The following is a 20279-nucleotide window of genomic DNA, read 5'->3' on the forward strand; positions in this document are numbered from 1 at the left end:
GAGTCGCAAATTGGTCGCAAATTGCTGGTAGCGGCGGCCGACGGCCTATCGTCTATGCGTGTTCACCGAACATTCACCCTTTCTTAAGGAGGGTGTACCGCCCCGGACGAAGGTCGCGATCGGCATAGCGCTGGTCGCGACATTCATGTGCGCACTGCAGATCACAGCGATGCTGTGTGGATTCCGGGGTCCGATCGAGCGCCTGATCAGCGATTACGTCGGGACTCCGGCAGGGTTCACGGTGCCGTGGGCGGCGTTGGTGGTGGCTCTGGTCGCAGTGCCGCGGCAGTACCGGTTGCCGGCGGCGGGCGTGGCGTTGGGCCTCGATGTGGCATTTGTCGGTGGCCGCGAGTTTCTCGGTCTGCCCTCGGCGATGGGCAGCGGCGCGCTGGTTGTGCTGACCGGCCTGGGGGTGTTTGCCCTGCTGCGGTGGACCGGCCCGCAGCGTGACACCGCGCTGAAGGGTGTCGCCACCGGCCTGCTGCTGGTCCTCGCGACCAAGGCCGGTGACGCGTGGCTGACGATCACGTCTCTGACGCGTCCTGCTGTTCTCGATGAGTTCGCGGCGCGGGCCGACGTTGCGCTCGGGCAGCCGTCCTGGGTGCTGGGGCAGCTGGTGCAGCACCACTCGGTCCTCTACATCGTGCTGCACTGGGTGTACCTCGAACTGTCCGCCGCCGCGACTGTGGTGGCCATCTATCAGCTGCGCAACGTCACCACTGGTGGACGGTGGCCGCAGCACTTCGTCGTGCGGACCTTTCTGGTGCTGGGTCTGATCGGGCCGCTGATCTATCTTATGTTCCCGTTGGTCGGCCCGACCTATGCGTTCGGTTCGGCAGGTGGCGGCTTTCAGGTCGGGGACTTCTGGCCGGCGCTGCTGCCGCCGGTTGACGGGTCTGCGGTTCCCATCGCGTTCGACACGTCGACCCCGCGCAACTGCATGCCGTCGCTGCATACGGCGTGGGCGCTGGCCGTGTTCATCCATTCGCGGTCCGGTCCGCGGTGGCTGCGCATCGGCGGCACCTGCTGGCTCGTGGGCACCCTCGCCGCGACGCTGGGCTTCGGCTTCCACTACGGCGTAGACCTCGTCGTCGGTGCGGCGTTGTGCCTGACGGTGGAATCGGCGCTGCGGGAACCGGTTCGGCCGGCACCCCATGCCCGGCTGCGACTGATTGCCGGTGGCGTGGCCATCATCGTCGGCCTGATGCTGTGCGTTCGTTATCTGTCGGAATGGATGGCGCACTATCCGGTCATGTTCGGGCTGCTCATCATCGGGGCGCTCGCGACGCTGACGTACGGCTTCTACGGCACGTTCTTCTCACGTCCGGGCACCCCTGCGCCGGCGATTGAGCGATTGACGGGCGAAGAGTCAGAAAGTCCAGCTGCGTGACGGCTGCAGGACGAAGCCGTGCTTCTTGTCGTCGATGTACGCAACGAGGTTGACGTCCGCAGCGCACGTGAAGTACGTGACTCTCGGGCGTCGTAGTTGATCTTGGTGCCGTTTGGAAGTCGCTTCTCCAACGGACCCGACGTGCATGAGGTGTTGGATTGCCGAAACCGATAGGGCTGCGGATCCCCGTCCCGCAGCGGCACACTGTTGGGCCCGACCGACGTGCAGCTGCTGTCGGTACTTCCCGAGTTCGTACCGGGCTATGCGAATGGTGTCGAGCAGCTCTTCGCCGTGTACCCGTTGATGCTGCAACGGATACCGTCCGCGGTGGAGAACTCCTCGGTTGACCCGGTGTGCTCCTTGACGTCGTAGTCGTGGCTGTTGACCAGAACGTAGTCATTCAGATTCGGGAAGCTGGTCAGCTCGGCGCGGGCAGTGGTCGGCGTGGGGCTGGCCGGGTGGTTGGAGCAGGCGTCACCCGCGAACGTGGCGAATCCCGCGATGATGACCGCGGAATGTACTCTCATCGTGATCAGACCCGCGGAAGCCAGGCAGATCCGTTGGGAGACAAGACGAAACCCCGCCCCTGGGAGTCCTTGCATGCAGTCGTGCGCTTGTCGTCAACGCCGCAGATCACTCCATTGACGGTAAGCGTGTGGAACGGCGGGAGTGTCTTGAGGCTGCTTCTCTGCGGGATGCCAGAGCCGATTGCGGCCAATCCATAGTCTGTCCCGATCGAATTGACGCCAACTGTGGCCGGCGGAACCGACGGAAAGTTGTTGCCCGTGCAGATCGCTGCAGGCGGAGTCATGTAATCGCAGGTGATGCCGTCAGGAGTCAGGAAAACAACTTGTGTGGCGTGGATGCCTGGCGTGGATGCGTCGACTTCGTAGTCGGCGGCGTTAACCGGTACGTAGCGGCTCATGTCGGGAAACGGCGGCGGATCCGCCCAAGCGCTGGGGTGGGCGGCGCTGCTGAGCAGGGTCATCACCGCGACGATGAAAGATGCTCTGGGGAGTGCTCTCATGTCAGATCCTTCCAGAATCAGCTGAACGGTAATCGCGTCGCGCCCGATCCGCGTTACCTGGACGCATTGACCTGTACCTGCTGAGTGTCGTATGGCGCGCCGAGCGGTTGGCCGTCGGGGCCATTTTGAGTATTCCATTGGCTGACAAGGATATTCAGGTCGTCGAGCGATGATCCCGGCATGATGTAGCCGCCGTACGGCTGGAAGACGTAGCCAGGCGCCGCTGGCGAGTTCTGTTGGGCCGCAATGATCGGCGGCGGTGCGAAGATCTTGGTCGGGTCATCGGCCACGCGAACTTCGACCTGATTGACACCTGGAGTGCTGTTGAACCCTGACAACACGGGGTGGCCATCGATCTCGCGGAAGCTCAATTCGCCGAAGTTCTGTCCACGACTCAATACGGCGGGTACGTCGCGGGGCTGCCCCCAGTCGTTGCCGGTCCACGGCTGCCATGCACTGCGATCCGCGGCGTGCGCCGGATCGACTCGGTACATAGTGACGCCCTGGCTGCGGTCGAACGAGTCTCCCGCTATGTACACCATTCCGTCTTTGCCCTGGTAGCCGCTCACCTGTGTAGGCGGGTTTCCGGGCAGGCCGGGATAGGAGGGACGCCACGAGCCGGGCACGGGTTGCCAACCTTTGGACGGATCGTTTGAGACCTCGACGAGCCATGAGCCAGCTGTCGGCTTCAGGCCGGAGGTTCCGCTGACCATCATGTAGGTCTTGCCGTTGGCCTGAAATGAGCCGGCTGGCAGGGGATTGGTGTTCGGGTCGATCGCCAGTGCTTCCGGTGGGGGTGGGAACAGGACACCTGGGGTCCCGGGGCCGCCCGGGCTGTTGAGCGGCTGGCCGAAGATGGGCCTGCCGTCCTTGTCCCAGCCGACGATCGGCACGGCGACCGAGCGGTAGTGCTCGTTGTCTGGCCCGCCGACCTTGTCGCCCTTGAAGGAGTCGCCGAAGACGGCTACCAGCCGACCGTCTGGAAGCTCGACAATCTCGCCGAGATCAGCGGCCCCGATGCCCGGAATACCCGGCTGAGCGCCGGTGCCGGCGATGGGCCCGAGGTTCTTGACTCCGCCCGGCGGCACCGAACCGTCGGCCCCGGGACCACCGCCCCCGGGGCCGAGTTTGAATCCGTTCAATTGCGTGCCGATCAGCTTCAGTGCCGCGGCTACCTGAGCATCGATGCTGGCCAATTTCATCGCCAGACCACGGATCGCTGCCTGGTATGCGTGCCGCGCGAGCTCGCGCACGAGCAGCATCGGGGCCACAAGAATTTTCGGCAGTCGATCGGTGACCGTTAGATCCTCGCTGACGGAGAACATCTCGTCCTCGGCGTCGTCAATCGCCTTGATCGCGTCGCGTTTTGCGTTGCCGATCGTCTGGGCGCCCCGGGTGGCCGTCGTTTGAGCGTGCTCGATCCGTTCCAGAACCGAATGGACCTTGGCTACATCAGCCTGCATACGTGCCTTGGCCTGTCTACCCGCGGTGCCGCTCCAGTCGGCGTTCTCGAGTCCGTGCTGGGCTTTGTCGTAGGCGTCCTTCAGTTTCGTGGCGCGTTGGCCCCAGTCCTTTGCCGCAGCGTCCAGCAACTCGGTGTTCCAAGACTGGACCTGTGACTTCGTCGGCATCGAGATCGGTGCGGTCAAGACTCCTACCGACCCGGCATCGCCCGCGATATGCCTGCGCCGCCCGCGGCGTCAGCGGCTTCGTATTCTGTGGCGGCCTTGGTCAGGTTGCCACCGAATTCGGTCAGGGCCGTCGCACATTCACCATCGACATGATCAATCCCGGCGGACACAGCACCCACGGCCGCGGCGCTTGGTTGCCACGATGGGCCAGCCGTGACTGGCGAGGGCGCTGCCTTCAACCCGCCGGCGATCTCGTTGAATTCTCCGGCGAGTGACCGCAGACGGGCAGGATCGACCTTCAGGTTCGAGAGAGCCACGCATCAAGCCTATGCCCGCGCTGGCGCGCTGCCTGTCACTAATTCGCCCGCTTCACGACGTACGGCGTCACGGTGCTGCGGTGTTCGTCGAGGTCGAGTTCCCGGCCCAGCGCGGGGAACGCGCGTTGCGGACAGTTGTCGCGCTCGCACACCCGGCAGCCCGAGCCGATGGGCGTCGCGGCGCCGCCGGACAGGTCAAGCCCTTCGGAGTAGACCAGCCGATTGGCATGGCGCAGTTCGCAACCCAGCCCGATGGCGAACGTCTTGCCCGGCTGGCCGTACCGCGCGGCGCGTCGTTCCACGGTGCGCGCCACCCACATGTAGTTGCGGCCGTCGGGCATCTGGGCGATCTGCACCAGCATCTTGCCGGGGTTCGCGAACGTCTCGTAGACGTTCCAGAGGGGACAGGTGCCGCCTGACGACGAGAAGTGAAAACCGGTGGCGGACTGGCGTTTCGACATGTTGCCGGCCCGGTCGACGCGCACGAATGACAGCGGCACGCCGCGAATCGACGGCCGCTGCAGCGTCGAAAGCCGGTGTGCGATGGTCTCGTAACTCACCGAGTGGTACGCCGACAGCCGCTCGACGTCATACCGGAATTCCTCGGCGACAGCGTGGAATTGGCCATAGGGCAGCACCGCGGCGGCGGCGAAGTAGTTGGCCAGCCCCATGCGCGCCAGCTTCACCGACTCGTCGCTGGTGAAATTGCCTTCGGCCACCAGGCTTTCCAACAGGTCGCCGAATTCCAGGTACGCGAGCTCGGCGGCCAGTTTGAACACGTACTGTCCCGACGAGAGGTGGCCGCCGATCTCCAGCGTCCGGGTCTCGGGGTCGAACCGGTGCAACACGTTGTCGCCGAGTTCGAGCCGCTGCACGATCCGCACGTGGTGCACGCGGCTGAGCCGCTCGGCCAGCTCCCGGGACAGCTCGGACCGCCGCATGTGCATGCGGAGGATGAATTCCTCGGCGGCGGTGTCGAGTTCGTGAAGGTAGTTCTGGCGCGTGTAGAAGTAGTCGCGCACCTCTTCGTGCGGCATGGTGATGGCCCCGCTGCCACTGCCGTCGGAGAACCGGTCCTCGGTGGCGGCGGCGAGCTGCGCCGTGGACAAGCGGTAGCGGCGGTGCAGGTCGACCATCGCACGGGCCATGGTCGGGTGGGTGCTCACCAGGTCGGCGATCTCCGGGATGTCGACGTCGACGCCGAGGTCGCGATCCATCAGCGCTTCGCGCAATTCGGCGACCAGGCGGGTGTCGTCCTGCGAGGCGAAGAACGTCGCGTCGACTCCGAACACCTCGGTAATGCGGAGCAGGACGGCGACACTCAGCGGCCGGACGTCGTGCTCGATCTGGTTCAGGTAGCTGGGGGAGATGTCGAGCATCTGCGCCAGCGCGGCCTGGCTGAAGCCGCGTTCGCCGCGGAGCTGACGCACCCGTGAGCCAACGAAAGTCTTCGCCATGAACGCCAGCCTAACAATGGTGTGAATACCACCTTCGCATAATTGGCAAAATGGCGCTGTGGCAGTATCGGGCCCGCGGGTGAGTTGGGCGATCCAGCCGCGGGGACCCGTCTGGAAGGGACGTCATGAGCACTGCCGAAATCGCTGAAAAGACCGGCGAAAAGGCCAGCGAAAAGGCCGGGGTCGCAGTCGTGACGGGCCTGGCCAAAATCCTGATGCCGGTCCCCGAAGGCCATCCCGATGTCTACGACACCAGCTGGCCGGTGCGGATGGCCGACGTCGATCGAGACGGCCGGCTCCGGTTTGACGGCGCCTGCAGGCACATTCAGGACATCGGCCAGGACCAGCTGCGCCAGATGGGCTACGAAGACGTCCACCCCGCCTGGGTTGTCCGGCGCACCATGGTGGATCTGATCAGTCCGTTCGAGCGCGGCGACATCCTGCGGCTGCGCCGCTGGTGTTCGGGCACGTCCAACCGGTGGTGCGAGATGCGCGTGCGGATCGACGGCCGCAAGGGCGGCCTGATGGAGTCCGAGGCGTTCTGGATCAACATCAACCTCGACACCCAGGGGCCGGCCCGTATCTCGGACGACTTCGTCGCCGGTCTGAAGCGGACCGCGACGACCGACCGGCTGCGCTGGAAGGGCTACCTCAAGGCCGGCGGCCGCGACGACGCCCTCCGGATCGTGGACTACCCGGTCCGCGTCAGCGACATCGACCTGTTCGACCACATGAACAACTCCGTGTACTGGTCGGTGGTCGAGGACTACCTGCAGACCTATCGCCCGGAGCTGCTGGAAGCGCCGCTGCGGGTCACCATCGAGCACGACGCCGCGGTGGCCCTGGGAGAGCGGCTGGAGATCATCACGCACGAGTACCCCGCCGGATCGACCGAAAAATTCGGTCCTGAGCTATGTGACCGCAGTGTTACAACGCTCACATATGTGGTCGGTGACGAGGTCAAAGCGGTCGCCTGCCTGTTCGCGCTCTGAGTGCGCCGATTTAACAGTACGAGCGTACTGACCAGCGCATTTCGGTTACCGTTCGGTAGCTTCTGAACCGGTCAAGCCCGTCAGCAACTTCGCAATCTTCGCAACTTCGCTACATGTGTTGGCGAAAGTTGGCACTTGTAACCGCTGGACCTGCGGGTATGTGCTGTGTCATCGTCGTTAACAGCACACAAGCGAAGTCGCCAAAGCGTTAACAATCAACTTGAATCTTGGCGCCCACGGCGACGCGGCCTCACGAAGGAGCACAATGTCCAACGTCGGAAAGCCACGTACCGCCGCTGAGATTCAGCAGGACTGGGACACCAACCCCCGCTGGAAGGGCATCACCCGCGACTACACCGCCGCGCAGGTTGAGGAACTCCAGGGCAGCGTCGTCGAGGAGCACACCCTCGCTCGCCGTGGCGCCGAGATCCTGTGGGAAGGCGTCACCAAGGGCGACGACTCCTACATCAACGCGCTGGGCGCGCTGACCGGCAACATGGCCGTCCAGCAGGTGCGCGCCGGCCTGAAGGCCATCTACCTCTCGGGTTGGCAGGTCGCCGGTGACGCGAACCTCTCAGGCCACACCTACCCGGACCAGAGCCTCTACCCGGCCAACTCGGTGCCGGCCGTCGTCCGCCGCATCAACAACGCCCTGCTGCGCGCCGACGAGATCGCCCGCGTCGAGGGTGACAAGAGCGTCGACAACTGGCTCGTCCCGATCGTCGCCGACGGTGAGGCCGGCTTCGGTGGCGCCCTGAACGTCTACGAGCTGCAGAAGGCCATGATCGCCGCGGGTGCCGCCGGTACCCACTGGGAGGACCAGCTGGCCTCGGAGAAGAAGTGCGGCCACCTCGGTGGCAAGGTGCTGATCCCGACCCAGCAGCACATCCGCACCCTGACCTCCGCTCGCCTGGCCGCCGATGTCGCCAACACCCCCACCGTCGTCATCGCGCGTACCGACGCCGAGGCCGCCACCCTGATCACCTCGGACGTGGACGACCGCGACAAGCCGTTCGTCACCGGTGAGCGCACCTCCGAGGGCTTCTACAACATCCAGAAGGGCATCGAGCCCTGCATCGCGCGTGCCAAGGCCTACGCCCCGTACGCCGACATGATCTGGATGGAGACCGGCGTGCCGGACCTCGAGGTCGCCCGCAAGTTCGCCGAGGCCGTGAAGGCCGAGTTCCCGGACCAGCTGCTGTCCTACAACTGCAGCCCGTCCTTCAACTGGAAGCAGGCTCTGGACGACTCGACCATCGCCAAGTTCCAGAAGGAACTGGGTGCCATGGGCTTCACGTTCCAGTTCATCACCCTGGCCGGCTTCCACGCCCTCAACTACTCGATGTTCGACCTGGCCTACGGCTACGCCCGCGAGGGCATGACGGCCTACGTCGACCTGCAGGAGCGCGAGTTCGCCGCTGAGGCTCGTGGCTACACCGCCACCAAGCACCAGCGTGAGGTCGGCGCCGGCTACTTCGACAAGATCGCCACCACCGTGGACCCGAACACCTCGACCGCAGCTCTGAAGGGCTCGACCGAAGAGGGACAGTTCCACTAGGCAGCCGACGAGTGTGAGTGCTGTGCACGTTTCGCGACGAATTCCGTACACAGCCCTCACGGTCGCGACAGCTTGATACGGCAGGCCCCGCCCAGAAACTGGGCGGGGCCTGTCGCATATCTTCAGAAGTAATCACGAGGAGAGGACAGCGGTGAGCAACGCAATCGAACGAGTCGGGGTCATCGGGGCCGGGCAGATGGGCGGCGGTATCGCCGAGGTCTGCATCAAGGCAGGCGCGCAGGTCCTGGCGTTCGAGCCGACCGAGGCGCTGACCACCGCCGGCCGGGAGCGGATCACCAAGTCGCTGGACAACGCCGTCAAGAAGGGCAAGCTGTCCGAGGCCGACCGCGACGCCGCGCTGGGTCGCCTGAGCTTCACCAACGACCTGGCCGACATGGCCGACCGGCAGCTCGTCATCGAGGCCATCGTCGAAGACGTCAACGTCAAGGCGAAGGTTTTTTCTCAGCTTGACGAGATCATCACCGATCCCGACGCGGTGCTGGCGTCGAACACGTCGTCCATCCCGATCATGCGCATCGCCGCCGCGACCAAGAACCCGAGCCGGGTCCTCGGTCTGCACTTCTTCAACCCGGTGCCGGTGCTGCCCCTGGTCGAGCTCATCTCCTCGGTGACGACCGCCCCCGAAGCCGCCGCGCGCGTCGAGACTTTCGCCGCCGAGGTGCTGGGCAAGAAGGTCGTGCGGGCGTCCGATCGCTCGGGCTTCGTTGTCAACTTCCTGCTGGTTCCCTACCTGCTGGCCGCCATCCGGATGGCCGAATCGGGCTTCGCCACCGTCGAGGACATCGACACCGCGGTCGTCGCCGGGTTGTCGCATCCGATGGGCCCACTGAAGCTCGCTGACCTGGTGGGCCTGGACACCATGAAGCTGATCGCCGACTCGATGTACGACGAGTACAAGGAGCCGCTGTACGCGGCCCCGCCGTTGCTGCTGCGCATGGTCGAGGCCGGCCAGCTCGGCAAGAAGTCCGGTAAGGGCTTCTACACCTACTGACAGACGCCGGGTTGGAGCCTGACAGTAATTTTCGTTAACCTTGCGTGCGGGTTGTTTTTCGCTGGGCCCGTCAGGGCGCGCACGTACGGGTATGTCAGCTGGCTGCAGCACGCGGTCGCGCCGCCCGCCCGGCGAACGTAAACGCAAAGGATAGATACCGATATGTCACAAGCCGACATCGATTTGACCCCCCATTACGAGGAGTCGCAGTCGATCTACGACATCTCGAATGAGTTCTTCGCCCTGTGGCTCGGCCCGACCATGGGTTACACCTGCGGTTACTACGAGCGCGAAGATATGACTCTCGAGGAGTCGCAGAACGCCAAGTTCGACTTGGCGCTGGGCAAGCTCGACCTCAAGCCGGGCATGACCCTGCTCGACATCGGCTGTGGCTGGGGTGGCGCGCTCGAGCGGGCCATCACCCAGTTCGACGTGAACGTCATCGGCATCACCCTGAGCAAGGCGCAGTCGGAGTACGCCCGCGCTCGCCTCGCCAAGCTCGACACCAACCGCAGCATCGAGATCCGGATGCAGGGCTGGGAAGAGTTCGACGAGCCGGTCGACCGCATCGTCTCGATCGGCGCTTTCGAGGCCTTCAAGCAGGAGCGCTACCCCATCTTCTTCGAGCGCGCCTACAACATCCTGCCGGAGAACGGCGGCCGGATGCTGCTGCACACGATCCTCGCGCACACCCAGCAGTTCTTCCGCGAGAACGGCATCAAGCTGACCATCAGCGACCTGAAGTTCATGAAGTTCATCGGCGACGAGATCTTCCCCGGCGGCCAGCTGCCGGCAGTCGAGGACATCGAGGTGCTCGCCGCGAACTCGGGCTTCACCCTGCAGCGCACCCACCTGCTGCGTCCGCATTACGCGCGCACGCTGGACATGTGGGCGGCCAACCTGGAGGCGGCCAAGGACGAGGCCATCGCCCTGCAGGGCCAGGAGGTCTACGACCGCTACATGAAGTACCTGACCGGTTGCGCCGACTTCTTCCGCCGCGGCATCACCAACATCGGCCAGTTCACGCTGGTCAAGTAGCGCCGAGACAGCAACTTATGCCGCTATTCCTCTTGAATATCGGCATAAGTTGCTATTTGGGGGAAGTCGCATGGCATCCGGCAGCTGCTAGGGCGGCCCGCACCCGCTGAAGTACCTCCGATTGCCGATAGCGCAGTTGATTGCGGCTCACCCGGATGATCGTCCAGCCTTGCGCCGCCAGGAACTCCAGCCGCTCGATGTCCTCCTCATGTTGCCGTGCATCGGTCCAGTGCTGCTCCCCGTCGTACTCGATCCCGACCCTCCACTGCGGGTAGCCCATGTCGATACGCCGACGCACGCGGCCCCACTGATCGACCACCGGTATCTGGGTTTCTGGCCGGGGCAGCCCGGAATGCACGAGCAATAACCGCAACCGCGTTTCCTGCGGAGATTCGGCGCCCGCATCGGCGACAACGAGGGCGGTCCGCAGGCGCCGGATGCCGCGTGCCCCGGCATAGCGTTCGGCAATCGCCGACACCGCGGTGACCGTGGTGCCGGTGGCGTTCAGCAGAGCATCGATGCGAATGACGGCAGTCTCGAAAGGCAATCGACGGCCGAGGTCGTAGGCGGTGCGGGCGGGCGTGGTGCATGACATCGCATCAACGACCGTCAACTCGTCGTCGGTGATCTCGCCGATATGGATGACGATCCGGGATGTCGACGATTGGTAAACGCGGGCCAGCTCGGGCTTTGCGTCGGCCGGCAGCCAGCGAGTGCCGAAGGCTGCTGCGGCCGAGAGGCCGGCCAGTGTTGCTCGGCGTCCAGACCACAGCCAAGCGGCTACCGCACGGTCATACGCAGTAAGCGTCAACCCCTTTGGGGCGTAGACGTTTTGGTGGAGTTTCACGAACTTGGTCTGCAGCGCGTGCCGGGTTACCGCACCGCGCGAGAGGGCTTCGGTGCCCACGATGATTTCCCGCACACCTATACTGACGGTGGAAATCGACGCACGGTTCCATCAATCTCGCGGACGTCGAGACCGAAACTTCTGGCGAAGAATTCGCCGGATAACGGCAAAAGTTGCTATCTCGGCGCTATGCGGACTCCAGCCGCTTCTTCTCGGCCTCGACATCGAAATCTGCTGGCGGCCAAGATAGTTCGAGCCGCTCGAGCGCCTCGATCAGCAGCTCGGTGATGGCCAGCCGGGAGTACCACTTGCGGTTGCAGGGCACGACGTGCCACGGCGCGTAGTCCGTGGAGGTGCGGTCCAGCACGGCTTGGTAGGCCTCCTGGTACTTGGGCCACAGCAGCCGCTCGTCGATGTCGCCGGGGTTGAACTTCCAGTATTTGTCGGGCCGGTCGAGTCGCTCGGCGAGCCGCTTCTTCTGCTCGTCGAGCGAAACGAACATCGCCACCTTGATGATCGTCGTCCCCGCGTCGACGAGTTCGCGCTCGAAGGCGTTGATCTCGTCGTACCGGGCTTCCCACACCGGCGGCGGCACCAGGTTGTGCACCCGCACGATCAGCACGTCCTCGTAGTGCGACCGGTCGAAGACGCCGATGTGCCCGGCGGTGGGCAGTGCGTTGCGGATGCGCCACAGGTAGTGGTGCGACAGCTCTTCCTCAGTGGGCTTGCCGAAGCTGGAGTATCGAATTCCCTGTGGATTACCCGCTCCCACAACATGTTTGACGATGCCGCCCTTGCCGGCGGTGTCCATGCCCTGCAACACCAGCAGGATCGAGCGGGTGTCCCCGGAGCGGCTGCCGGCGTACAACATCTCCTGCAGTTCGGCGAACCGCTCGTTGCGTTCGGTCTGCAGGTCCGGGGCGTCGGCCTTCTTGCCGCGGAACCCGGGGGTGGCGTCCGGGTCGATGTCGGCGACCCGCAGGCCGGGTTTGAACTCCAGGTGCTTGTGCGGTTCGTGGGTCCACAACGACGGCAGATCGGAGGTCACGCGATCAGTGAAGCAGATGACTCGGCAGGGCCGGGGACGGATGGGGCTGCGAGTTGAACACCTCGAGCGAGCCGCCGACTTCGACGATGCCGCGCAGCGCGCTCCACGACAACATGGTCAGGTAGTCGATGAGCTCCTTGGCCGTCATCCGCGGATTCGACATCCACGAGTGGGTGGCCAGCTGCACGCCGCCGACGGTGTGGAACGCCCAGGCGTCGACGCCGCCGGTGTCCATGCCGGCATGCGCCATGCGTCGGCGCAGCACGACGGCGAGCATCCGCGCGATGATCTGTTCGGAGTCGGCGATGGCCTTGCTCTTGCTCGCCGAGCTGTTGGCGAAGACGAACGGATAGATCTCGGGTTCCGCGGCGACGGTGTCGACGTACACGCGGATGATCTCGCGGGTGAGTTCGAAGCCGTCGAGGTTGGACGACAGCGCCGACGCCATGTTGGGGATCAGCGTGGTTTGCGCGAAGCGCATCATCACCGCGGTCGTGAGATCGTTCTTGTCGACGAAGTAGCGGTAGAGCACCGTCTTCGACACGCCGATCTCGGCCGCGATCTCGTCCATGCTGACGTTGCTGCCGCGGCGGCGGACGGCCTCGAGGGTGCCGTCGACCAGTTCGTTGCGGCGATCGACCTTGTGTTGGTGCCAGCGTCGTTTCCGCCCGTCGGCTTTTGCCGACGAGGGTGCGTTTTGCTGTGCCACGGTCGCAGTACGTCCATTCCGCTAGGTCCGCTTAATACTACGGGGCGACCACGCCGGGCATACAGGATGATGGAAGGGTGGCACACCGACCCAGGCCGGGACCTGGACCTCATCCGAGGCACCAGGCGTCCCTCGAACCGCACGTCAGCCTCGCGGAGTCGTTTGCCGGCGCCGATCACACGGCCGACGAAGAGCGACGCCGCAACCTGCGCCGGATGAAAGCGGTCGCGCTGAGCTTCCTGCTCGGTGCGACGGTGCTGTTTGCGGTGTGTACGTGGTTGCAGGCCCGTGGCGGCGCGTACAGCTGGACCGGGCCGTGGGTGGGCTATGTGCGGGCCGCCGCGGAGGCCGGCATGGTCGGCGCGCTGGCCGACTGGTTCGCCGTCACCGCGCTGTTCCGTCATCCGCTGGGCATCCCGATCCCGCACACCGCGATCATTCCGCGCAAGAAGGACCAGCTCGGCGAGGGTCTCGGCACCTTCGTCCGCGAGAACTTCATGTCGCCGGAGGTGATCGAGACCAAGCTGCGCGACGCCCAGGTGGCCAGCCGGCTGGGCAAGTGGCTGTCGGAGCCGGTGCACGCGGCGCGGGTGGCCGCCGAGGCGTCGACGGTGCTGCGCGTGCTGGTGGAGCTGCTGCGCGACGAAGACGTCCAGCACGTGCTGGACCGGATGATCGTCAAGCGGATCGCCGAACCGCAGTGGGGTCCGCCGATCGGCCGGGTCCTGGAGAGCCTGCTGGCGGAGCGGCGACAGGAGGCGCTGCTGCAGCTGCTCGCCGACCGCGCGTTCCAGTGGTCGCTCAACGCCGGCGAGATCATCGAGCGGGTCATCGAGCGGGATTCGCCGACATGGTCGCCGCGCTGGGTCGACCACCTCGTGGGCGACCGGATTCACCGCGAGCTGATGGACTTCACGGACAAGGTGCGCCGCAACCCCGAGCATGAACTGCGGATGTCGGCGACGAAGTTCCTCTTCGATTTCGCCGACGATCTGCAGAACGACGAGGACACCATCGCGCGGGCCGAGCGGATCAAGGAGCAGATCCTGGCGCGTGACGAGGTGGCCCGCGCGGCAGAGACGGCGTGGAGCACTGCCAAGCGCATCATCCTCGAATCGGTGGACGATCCGTCGTCAGTTTTGCGCACCAGGATTGCAGACTCGGTGGTGCGGATCGGGGAGTCCCTGCGGGACGACGCGGAGCTCCGGGACAAGGTCGACAACTGGCTCGTCAGGGGCGCAAAACACCTTGTGGCGCAATATGGGACGGAGATCACAGCGATCATCACCGAGACCATCGAGCGCTGGGACGCCGACGAGGCGAGCCGGCGAATCGAGCTCCATGTGGGCCGTGACCTGCAGTTCATCCGGATCAACGGCACGGTCGTCGGATCGCTGGCGGGCCTGGTCATCTACACGATCGCGGAGCTTCTCGTCTGATCGTGCTAGCTGGCGCTTGCTAGCGCTTGCAATAGTTAGCACCCCCTCGTACCGTTGTTTTGGTACGGACCGCCAACCAAATGCGGTCGACGAAGACAGGGGTACGACGTGGCGCAGGATGCAGATATCGCCGCCGTCATGTCGAATGCAGCCCAGGACATCGGCAGCTTCATCCGCACCCAGCGGGAGGCTGCGCAGGTCTCGGTCCGCCAGCTCGCTGAGAAGGCGGGCGTCAGCAACCCCTACCTGAGCCAGATCGAGCGTGGCCTGCGCAAGCCGTCGGCCGATGTGCTGAACCAGATCGCCAAGGCGCTCAGGGTTTCGGCCGAGGTGCTCTACGTACGGGCCGGAATTCTGGAGCCCAGCGCTGCCGGCGAGGTGCGTGACGCCATCATCGCCGACCTCTCGATCACCGAGCGGCAGAAGCAGGTGCTGCTCGACATCTACACGTCCTTCCGGCAGCAGAACGATGCCGAGTCCAAATCGCTTCCTGATCAGCCTGAATTGGAAGCCGCGAGTGAGGAGCAGACAACGACGACTGACACTCACCAAGTAGCGAACTGACCAACGCAGTACCCCGAGAAAGGAAACAACGAACATGGCAGAGAACAAAGAGACCAACCAGCCCACCATCGAAGACCTGAAGGCCCCCCTGTTCGCCGCCGTCGGCGCCGCGGACCTGGCGCTGGCCACCGTCAACGAGATCGTCGCGAGCCTGCGTGAGCGTGCCGAAGAGGCCCGCACCGATGCCAACGCCCGCGTCGAAGAGGGTCGTGCCCGCCTGACCAAGCTGCAGGAAGAACTGCCGGGTCAGGTTGAGGAACTGCGCGAGAAGTTCAGCACCGAAGAGCTGCGCAAGGCTGCCGAGACCTACGCCGAGAACGCGCAGAACACCTACAACAAGCTTGTCGAGCGTGGCGAGGCCGCGCTGGAGCGCCTGCGCGCCCAGTCGTCGATCGAGAGCGTCCGCGAGCGCGTCGAGGACGTCCGTGGCCGTGTCGAGAACTACACCGACCAGGTCACCGAGCTGACCCAGGACGCCCTCGGCAACGTCGCGAGCCAGACCCGCGCCGTCGGTGAGCGCGCCGCCAAGCTGGTCGGCGTCGAGCTGCCGGAGAAGGAAGAGGCCCCGGCCAAGAAGGCCGCCCCGGCGAAGAAGGCGCCGGCCGCCAAGAAGGCCCCGGCCAAGGCTGCTGCGACCAAGGCCGCCCCGGCCAAGGCTGCCGCCAAGGCTCCGGCCAAGAAGGCCGCTCCGGCCAAGAAGGTCACCCAGAAGTAGTCAGGTTCGACGTCAGGGACGTAACCCACATAGGCTGAGGGCGTGTACCTCGGAAGCCTGGTGGGTTACGTCCTTTTCGCATTGCAGATCGCGGTGCTGGCCACGACCGTTTATGCGTTCGTGCATGCCGCGATGCAGCGGCCGGACGCCTACACGGCGGTCGACAAACTGACCAAGCCGGTGTGGCTGGCGATCCTGGGCGGCGGTGCCGTCCTGGGCTGGATCATCGGGCCGCCCGTCGGCGCGGCCATCGCGGCCTGCGCCACCGGTGTGTACCTGGTCGACGTGAAGCCCAAACTCCTTGAGGTCCAAGGGAAATCTCGGTAATCGGTGCGCTCGATCTGGTGCGGGGTGCTGGCTGCCGTTGCGTTGACGCTGGCTCCGGCGCCGCTGTCCACAGCTGATCCCGGCGAACCCATTCCACAACCCGCCCCGGCGCCGCCCTACATCGACCACACCCGGTGGACGCAGTGGGACGGTTCGAAAAGCCTGCGGGTGTATCCGACGTGGGCCGGCCGGCGCGCGTCCGGCCTGGGCGCCACGCAGCCGGGAGACGAGGCCTGGTCCGAGGTCTTGAACCTTGCCCCCGACGCCGACACCCCCGGCATGCGCGCCCAGTTCATGTGCCACTGGTATTTCGCCGAAGCGGGCGCGCCCGGCAAGACCAGCTGGAATCTCGAGCCGTGGCGCCCGGTGGTCGACGACAACCAGATGGTGAGAGCACGTTGCAATCCCGGTGGCGCAGAGGAGCCGTTCTGATGAGTTGGACCCGCCAGCAGGTGGCCGCACTGGTCGACCACACCTTGCTGAAGCCCGAGGCGACCGCCGCCGACGTGGCGAGCCTGTGCTGGGAGGCCGCCGATCTGGGGGTGTGCGCGGTCTGTGTGTCACCGTCGATGCTCGGCGCGGTCGAGGTGCCCGAGCGGGTCAAGATCGCGACCGTCGTGGGATTCCCGTCGGGCAAGCATGATTCGCAGATCAAGGCGCGCGAGGCCGCGTTGTCGGTCGTCGGGTCCGACGGCCGGCGCGGTGCCGACGAGGTCGACATGGTGATCGACGTGGGCGCCGCCATCGCCGGCGACATCTCGGCGGTGTTCGCCGATATTTCCGCGGTCCGCGGGGCCGCGCCGATGGCGGTGCTGAAGGTGATCGTGGAATCCGCGGCGCTGCTGAACATGGCCGGCGCGCCGACGCTGGCCGACGTCTGCCGTGCGGCCGCCGACGCCGGCGCCGATTTCGTGAAGACCTCCACCGGTTTCCACCCGGCGGGTGGTGCGTCCGTGCAGGCCGTGGAGATCATGGCCCAGACCGTCCCGGCGCTGGGTATCAAGGCCAGCGGCGGTATCCGTGCGGCCGCAGACGCCGTCGCGCTGCTGGACGCCGGCGCCACCCGGCTCGGCCTGTCCGGTACCCGCGCCGTCCTCGACGGGCTCAACTAGGGATTTGTGCACGATTCTCCGCGGTCACCGCGGAAAATCGTGCACAAATCGCTGGGGTCAGCGGGGGATCAGAGGCCGGAGAAGCAGGTGTCCTGCTGGCCCAGCGGGATGGTCGCGTTCTTGGTGCCGAACTTCGCGGTCACGCCGGTACCGGTCACCTGCAGGGCCTCCGGGCGGATGCCCATCGGGTAATCCTTGGTCAGCTGCGACGCGAACAGGTCCAGCGCCGGCTGGATCGACTCGCGCGGCAGCAGGAAGCCCAAGCCGGTGAGCTGCTCCACCTTGAGCGAGATGGTGCCGTCGGACAGCGTCGGCTTGGCCACGATCTGGGTCATCGGCGCGTCCAGCACGATGGTGCCCGACGACGGGTCGGTGGTGACGTCGGAGACCAGGCCACCCAGCACCGGGACGGTGTCGGCGATGGTCTGCTTGATGCCGTCGGCCGACCAGGTGACGGTCGCATCGAGGGACCCGATGGTGCCGGCCGACTTCGCCGTCTTGTCGAGCTTGACGTCATCGATGTTGATCTGGGCCTTCATGCCCTTGGCGAACCGGAGCTGGTTGCCGGCCGTGGTGACCGTGATGTGGTCGTAGTGCTTGTTGGCGACCTGCCACAGGAACGGGGTCGCGCCGAACTGCACGTCGACCTTGTCCTGGACGACGCACTGGACGGATTGCGACACGACGCTGTTGCCGCGGCTGCGCGCGTAGAACTCGCCGCCGACCACACCGGCCGCCGACAGCGCGAGGGCGATGACGATGATCAGGATCAGCGACATCGGGTCGCGCAGCAGCTCCATGACGCCGCGGCGCTTCTTTGGCGGATCGGTGGCGGGTACCTGCTGCGGGGCCGGATACGACGTCGGTGGGACGTCGGCGCCGTAGGCGGCCGCGGCGGGCGCGGCGGCGCCGTAGGCGGGTGGCACGTCGGCGGCCGGTGCCGGTTGGTCGGCGGCCGTCAGCACCTCGGTGGGCTGGGCACCCGGAGCCTCCGGCGCGGGCTCGGCAGATGGTGCGGCGTCCTCATTGGCGGGGCGGGCCCAGGGGTCAGTCACCCTTGCGATTGTGCCTTACGCGGAATCGGGGTGCGGTTGCGCAGCACGGCGATGGTCTCGCGGGCCCGCTCGACGGCGGCCAGGTCGACGTCGGTGACCAGCAGTTCCGGCGCGAGGCCGGCCTGCACCACGATGTCGCCTGTGGGGGAGGCCACCAGACTGCCGCCGCTGCCGGTCGGACCCTTCTTGGCGAGTTCGTCACCCGGGTAGGGCTGGTCGACGGCGGCGACGACGCAGCCGGTGTCGAGCGCGCGGGCGCGGGCCAGCAGCGTCCACTGCTCCAGCTTGCCCGGACCCGAACCCCACGACGCGTGGACGGTCAGCAGCTTGGCCCCGCGCTCGGCCAGCTCGAGATGCAACTCCGGGAATCGGACGTCGTAACACGTCGTGAGGCCGACGGGCACGGTGCCGTCGGCGGTCGGAACGTCGATCACGACTGGCTCGAAACCCCTTGCCACAGTGCGTGATTCGGCGAATCCGAAGGCGTCGTAGAGGTGAATCTTGTGGTAGTGCGCGGCAACGCCCGGGCCGGTGGCGAGCAGCGTGTTGGTGACGCGGCCGTCGGTGTCGTCGTCGGCCGGACAGAACATCCCCGCCACCACGGTGACGCCCGAACGTGCGGCGAGGTCCCGGACGGCGTCCGCCCACGGGCCGTCGAGCGGTTGCGCCACCGGCGCGAGGGGCACCCCGAACCGGCACATCGTGGCCTCTGGGAACAAGACCAGTTGGGCACCGGCGTCGGCGGCGCGCGCCGTGTGGTCGGCGACCAGTGCCAGGTTGGCCTCGGGATCGGTGCCGGCGCCGATCTGGGCCAGTGCGATGCGCATGCGCCCCAGCGTAATCAGCGGGTGCAGGCCAGGGACGGATCCTTGGTCAGTGCCATGTGCCGCACGGCGTCGTCGACGCGTTCGGTGGGCAGCTCGCCGGAGTCGACGGCCTGCTGCAGCCGGTCGAGGACCTCCGGCACCTCTTTGGTGGTGATCCACAGCGCGGTATCGGCGCCGGCCTGCAGGGCTTTGAGCACCGCTTCCGGCACGCTGTAGCGCTGCGTGATGGCGCCCATGCTGGACAGGTCGTCGGTGAACACCGGTCCGTCGAACGGGCGGCCGCCGTAGCCACCGGACCGCAGCAGGTCGTAGGCGGCCTTGGACAGGCTCGCCGGATCGGTCTCGGTGAGGCCGGGCACCTGCATGTGGCCGACCATCACCGCGACGGGTTTGCGAGTCGTCAGAGACTGGTAGGGCACCAGGTCCAGCGACTCGAGCTGGGCCAGGGGCGGGGTGACGACGCCGCCCTGGTGCGAGTCGCCGGAGGCATGACCGTGGCCGGGGAAGTGCTTGAGCACCGGCAGCACACCGGCGTCACGCAGGCCGTCGGCGTACGCGCCGGCGTAGGCGGTGACGACCTCGGCGGTGTTGCCCCACGACCGGTCGCCGATGACGGTGCCGTCGGCCGCGTTCGTGATGTCTACGACGGGCGCGAAGTCGATGGTGATGCCGAGTTCCTTCATCGCCTGGCCGCGCAGCCGCGCGATCTCCCGAACCTGTTCGGGGGTCTTGCCGGCGGCGACGAGCTCGCGCGCCGACGGCTGGCTGCCGATGAGGCTCCTCAGCCGCTGCACCCGGCCGCCCTCCTCGTCGACACTGACCGCGATCGGCAGCGGCCGCGGCTCCTGCGCCAGCGCGGCCAGCGGACCGCCGAGCATCGAGTAGTCGGTCCAGCTGGTGATGAAGATGCCGCCGACCTCCTGCTGCCGGACGACGGCCTCCGCGTCGGCCAGGTTCTTGACCCCGACCATCAGCAGCTGGGCCAGTTTCTGGCGCACGCTGAGGGCGGTCACGACGGTGTCCAGCCGGCACGGGACCGGCGGCGGGGCCGCGGTGGGCTGGTTGGCCGCCGGTGGCGGGGCGTCGACGGGCCGCGGCTTGCTCAGCACGGCCGCGACGATCAGGGCGACGACGATCACCGCCGCGGCCGAGGCCAGGACGACCGGCGATTGCAGTCGGCTGCGGGGTGACGGCATACGGCGAACCCTATGCGC

General features: G+C 66.2%; 22 protein-coding genes. 11 read left to right on the forward strand and 11 right to left on the reverse strand.

The genetic code is table 11. The features are described 5' to 3' along the window. The first annotated feature begins 58 nt into the window (after positions 1 to 58). Positions 59 to 1390, forward strand: coding sequence for a phosphatase PAP2 family protein (locus G6N46_RS22925; protein WP_234880781.1), 1332 nt, complete (start codon positions 59 to 61; stop codon positions 1388 to 1390). Between the two features lie 260 nt (positions 1391 to 1650). Here the strand turns inward: G6N46_RS22925 and G6N46_RS22930 are convergent, their stop codons facing one another. The 5 genes from G6N46_RS22930 to ramB are packed head-to-tail and all read right to left on the reverse strand — an operon-like array spanning position 1651 to position 5822. Then, complete coding sequence (locus G6N46_RS22930) at positions 1651 to 1917, reverse strand: hypothetical protein (RefSeq protein WP_138250651.1); 267 nt, start codon at positions 1915 to 1917, stop codon at positions 1651 to 1653. Positions 1918 to 1922: 5 nt separating this feature from the next. Next, positions 1923 to 2417 carry a hypothetical protein gene (locus G6N46_RS22935; RefSeq protein WP_138250650.1) on the reverse strand — a complete coding sequence of 165 codons (495 nt, stop codon included), beginning with the start codon at positions 2415 to 2417 and terminating at the stop codon, positions 1923 to 1925. 53 nt (positions 2418 to 2470) lie between these two features. Next, the gene (locus tag G6N46_RS22940) at positions 2471 to 4066 is read right to left on the reverse strand and encodes a DUF4185 domain-containing protein (protein ID WP_234880780.1); all 1596 of its coding nucleotides are present in this window, start codon (positions 4064 to 4066) and stop codon (positions 2471 to 2473) included. A 5-nt stretch (positions 4067 to 4071) separates the two neighbouring features. Continuing rightward, positions 4072 to 4365, reverse strand: a complete 294-nt coding sequence (locus tag G6N46_RS22945; protein ID WP_138250649.1) for a type VII secretion target — start codon at positions 4363 to 4365, stop codon at positions 4072 to 4074. Positions 4366 to 4403: 38 nt separating this feature from the next. Then, a complete protein-coding gene (gene ramB / locus G6N46_RS22950) occupies positions 4404 to 5822 on the reverse strand; it encodes an acetate metabolism transcriptional regulator RamB (protein ID WP_138250648.1) in 1419 nt (472 codons plus the stop codon). A 215-nt stretch (positions 5823 to 6037) separates the two neighbouring features. Between ramB and G6N46_RS22955 the strand changes: the two genes are divergently transcribed. From G6N46_RS22955 to G6N46_RS22970, 4 genes are all read left to right on the forward strand, one after another. After that, positions 6038 to 6814, forward strand: a complete 777-nt coding sequence (locus G6N46_RS22955; RefSeq protein ID WP_138250750.1) for an acyl-[acyl-carrier-protein] thioesterase — start codon at positions 6038 to 6040, stop codon at positions 6812 to 6814. A gap of 265 nt (positions 6815 to 7079) precedes the next feature. Beyond that, positions 7080 to 8372: an isocitrate lyase gene (gene aceA / locus G6N46_RS22960; RefSeq protein WP_138250647.1), complete on the forward strand. Its 1293-nt coding sequence runs from the start codon at positions 7080 to 7082 to the stop codon at positions 8370 to 8372. Between the two features lie 151 nt (positions 8373 to 8523). Then, positions 8524 to 9384 carry a 3-hydroxybutyryl-CoA dehydrogenase gene (locus G6N46_RS22965; protein ID WP_138250646.1) on the forward strand — a complete coding sequence of 287 codons (861 nt, stop codon included), beginning with the start codon at positions 8524 to 8526 and terminating at the stop codon, positions 9382 to 9384. A 162-nt stretch (positions 9385 to 9546) separates the two neighbouring features. Continuing rightward, positions 9547 to 10422, forward strand: coding sequence for a cyclopropane mycolic acid synthase family methyltransferase (locus G6N46_RS22970; RefSeq protein WP_138250645.1), 876 nt, complete (start codon positions 9547 to 9549; stop codon positions 10420 to 10422). 52 nt (positions 10423 to 10474) lie between these two features. Here G6N46_RS22970 and G6N46_RS22975 read toward each other — a convergent pair whose 3' ends face one another. The 3 genes from G6N46_RS22975 to G6N46_RS22985 form a co-directional block, all read right to left on the reverse strand. Beyond that, on the reverse strand, positions 10475 to 11344 hold the full coding sequence (locus G6N46_RS22975; RefSeq protein ID WP_138250644.1) for an endonuclease domain-containing protein: 870 nt from the start codon (positions 11342 to 11344) through the stop codon (positions 10475 to 10477). Positions 11345 to 11456: 112 nt separating this feature from the next. Next, complete coding sequence (locus G6N46_RS22980; protein WP_234880779.1) at positions 11457 to 12317, reverse strand: polyphosphate kinase 2 family protein; 861 nt, start codon at positions 12315 to 12317, stop codon at positions 11457 to 11459. 4 nt (positions 12318 to 12321) lie between these two features. Next, the gene (locus G6N46_RS22985) at positions 12322 to 13026 is read right to left on the reverse strand and encodes a TetR/AcrR family transcriptional regulator (protein WP_138250642.1); all 705 of its coding nucleotides are present in this window, start codon (positions 13024 to 13026) and stop codon (positions 12322 to 12324) included. Between the two features lie 77 nt (positions 13027 to 13103). Between G6N46_RS22985 and G6N46_RS22990 the strand changes: the two genes are divergently transcribed. From G6N46_RS22990 to deoC, 6 genes are all read left to right on the forward strand, one after another. Continuing rightward, on the forward strand, positions 13104 to 14465 hold the full coding sequence (locus G6N46_RS22990) for a DUF445 domain-containing protein (protein ID WP_138250641.1): 1362 nt from the start codon (positions 13104 to 13106) through the stop codon (positions 14463 to 14465). Positions 14466 to 14573: 108 nt separating this feature from the next. Then, positions 14574 to 15029, forward strand: coding sequence for a helix-turn-helix domain-containing protein (locus G6N46_RS22995; RefSeq protein ID WP_135356103.1), 456 nt, complete (start codon positions 14574 to 14576; stop codon positions 15027 to 15029). Positions 15030 to 15063: 34 nt separating this feature from the next. Next, positions 15064 to 15744: a heparin-binding hemagglutinin gene (locus G6N46_RS23000; protein ID WP_138250640.1), complete on the forward strand. Its 681-nt coding sequence runs from the start codon at positions 15064 to 15066 to the stop codon at positions 15742 to 15744. A gap of 42 nt (positions 15745 to 15786) precedes the next feature. Next, positions 15787 to 16071 (forward strand): DUF2516 family protein, encoded by a 285-nt coding sequence (locus tag G6N46_RS23005; RefSeq protein WP_020101171.1) that lies wholly within the window; start codon positions 15787 to 15789, stop codon positions 16069 to 16071. A 48-nt stretch (positions 16072 to 16119) separates the two neighbouring features. After that, complete coding sequence (locus G6N46_RS23010; RefSeq protein ID WP_407665202.1) at positions 16120 to 16503, forward strand: DUF2599 domain-containing protein; 384 nt, start codon at positions 16120 to 16122, stop codon at positions 16501 to 16503. Next, positions 16503 to 17183, forward strand: coding sequence for a deoxyribose-phosphate aldolase (gene deoC, locus G6N46_RS23015; RefSeq protein WP_138250639.1), 681 nt, complete (start codon positions 16503 to 16505; stop codon positions 17181 to 17183). The genes G6N46_RS23010 and deoC overlap by 1 nt, the downstream gene beginning before the upstream one ends. A 68-nt stretch (positions 17184 to 17251) precedes the next feature. On the opposite strand, the gene G6N46_RS23020 is transcribed toward deoC, so the two are convergent. The 3 genes from G6N46_RS23020 to G6N46_RS23030 are packed head-to-tail and all read right to left on the reverse strand — an operon-like array spanning position 17252 to position 20261. After that, positions 17252 to 18238 (reverse strand): LmeA family phospholipid-binding protein, encoded by a 987-nt coding sequence (locus tag G6N46_RS23020; RefSeq protein ID WP_138250638.1) that lies wholly within the window; start codon positions 18236 to 18238, stop codon positions 17252 to 17254. Continuing rightward, positions 18235 to 19065: a carbon-nitrogen hydrolase family protein gene (locus G6N46_RS23025; RefSeq protein WP_138250637.1), complete on the reverse strand. Its 831-nt coding sequence runs from the start codon at positions 19063 to 19065 to the stop codon at positions 18235 to 18237. Before G6N46_RS23025 ends, G6N46_RS23020 begins: the two co-directional genes overlap by 4 nt. Before the next feature lie 14 nt (positions 19066 to 19079). Then, a complete protein-coding gene (locus G6N46_RS23030; protein WP_138250636.1) occupies positions 19080 to 20261 on the reverse strand; it encodes a glycoside hydrolase family 3 N-terminal domain-containing protein in 1182 nt (393 codons plus the stop codon). Between the last annotated feature and the right edge of the window lie 18 nt (positions 20262 to 20279).

The sequence above is a fragment of the Mycolicibacterium phocaicum genome (assembly GCF_010731115.1).
GTDB lineage: Bacteria > Actinomycetota > Actinomycetes > Mycobacteriales > Mycobacteriaceae > Mycobacterium > Mycobacterium phocaicum.

Excerpts from the sequence above, each read along its gene's own strand:
- G6N46_RS22930 (WP_138250651.1), bottom strand. The coding sequence starts at position 1,917 with ATGAGAGTACATTCCGCGGTCATCATCGCGGGATTCGCCACGTTCGCG.
- G6N46_RS22935 (WP_138250650.1), bottom strand. The coding sequence starts at position 2,417 with ATGAGAGCACTCCCCAGAGCATCTTTCATCGTCGCGGTGATGACCCTG.
- ramB (WP_138250648.1), bottom strand. The coding sequence starts at position 5,822 with ATGGCGAAGACTTTCGTTGGCTCACGGGTGCGTCAGCTCCGCGGCGAA.
- G6N46_RS22955 (WP_138250750.1), top strand. The coding sequence starts at position 6,038 with ATGCCGGTCCCCGAAGGCCATCCCGATGTCTACGACACCAGCTGGCCG.
- aceA (WP_138250647.1), top strand. The coding sequence starts at position 7,080 with ATGTCCAACGTCGGAAAGCCACGTACCGCCGCTGAGATTCAGCAGGAC.
- G6N46_RS22970 (WP_138250645.1), top strand. The coding sequence starts at position 9,547 with ATGTCACAAGCCGACATCGATTTGACCCCCCATTACGAGGAGTCGCAG.
- G6N46_RS23000 (WP_138250640.1), top strand. The coding sequence starts at position 15,064 with ATGGCAGAGAACAAAGAGACCAACCAGCCCACCATCGAAGACCTGAAG.
- deoC (WP_138250639.1), top strand. The coding sequence starts at position 16,503 with ATGAGTTGGACCCGCCAGCAGGTGGCCGCACTGGTCGACCACACCTTG.
- G6N46_RS23025 (WP_138250637.1), bottom strand. The coding sequence starts at position 19,065 with ATGCGCATCGCACTGGCCCAGATCGGCGCCGGCACCGATCCCGAGGCC.
- G6N46_RS23030 (WP_138250636.1), bottom strand. The coding sequence starts at position 20,261 with ATGCCGTCACCCCGCAGCCGACTGCAATCGCCGGTCGTCCTGGCCTCG.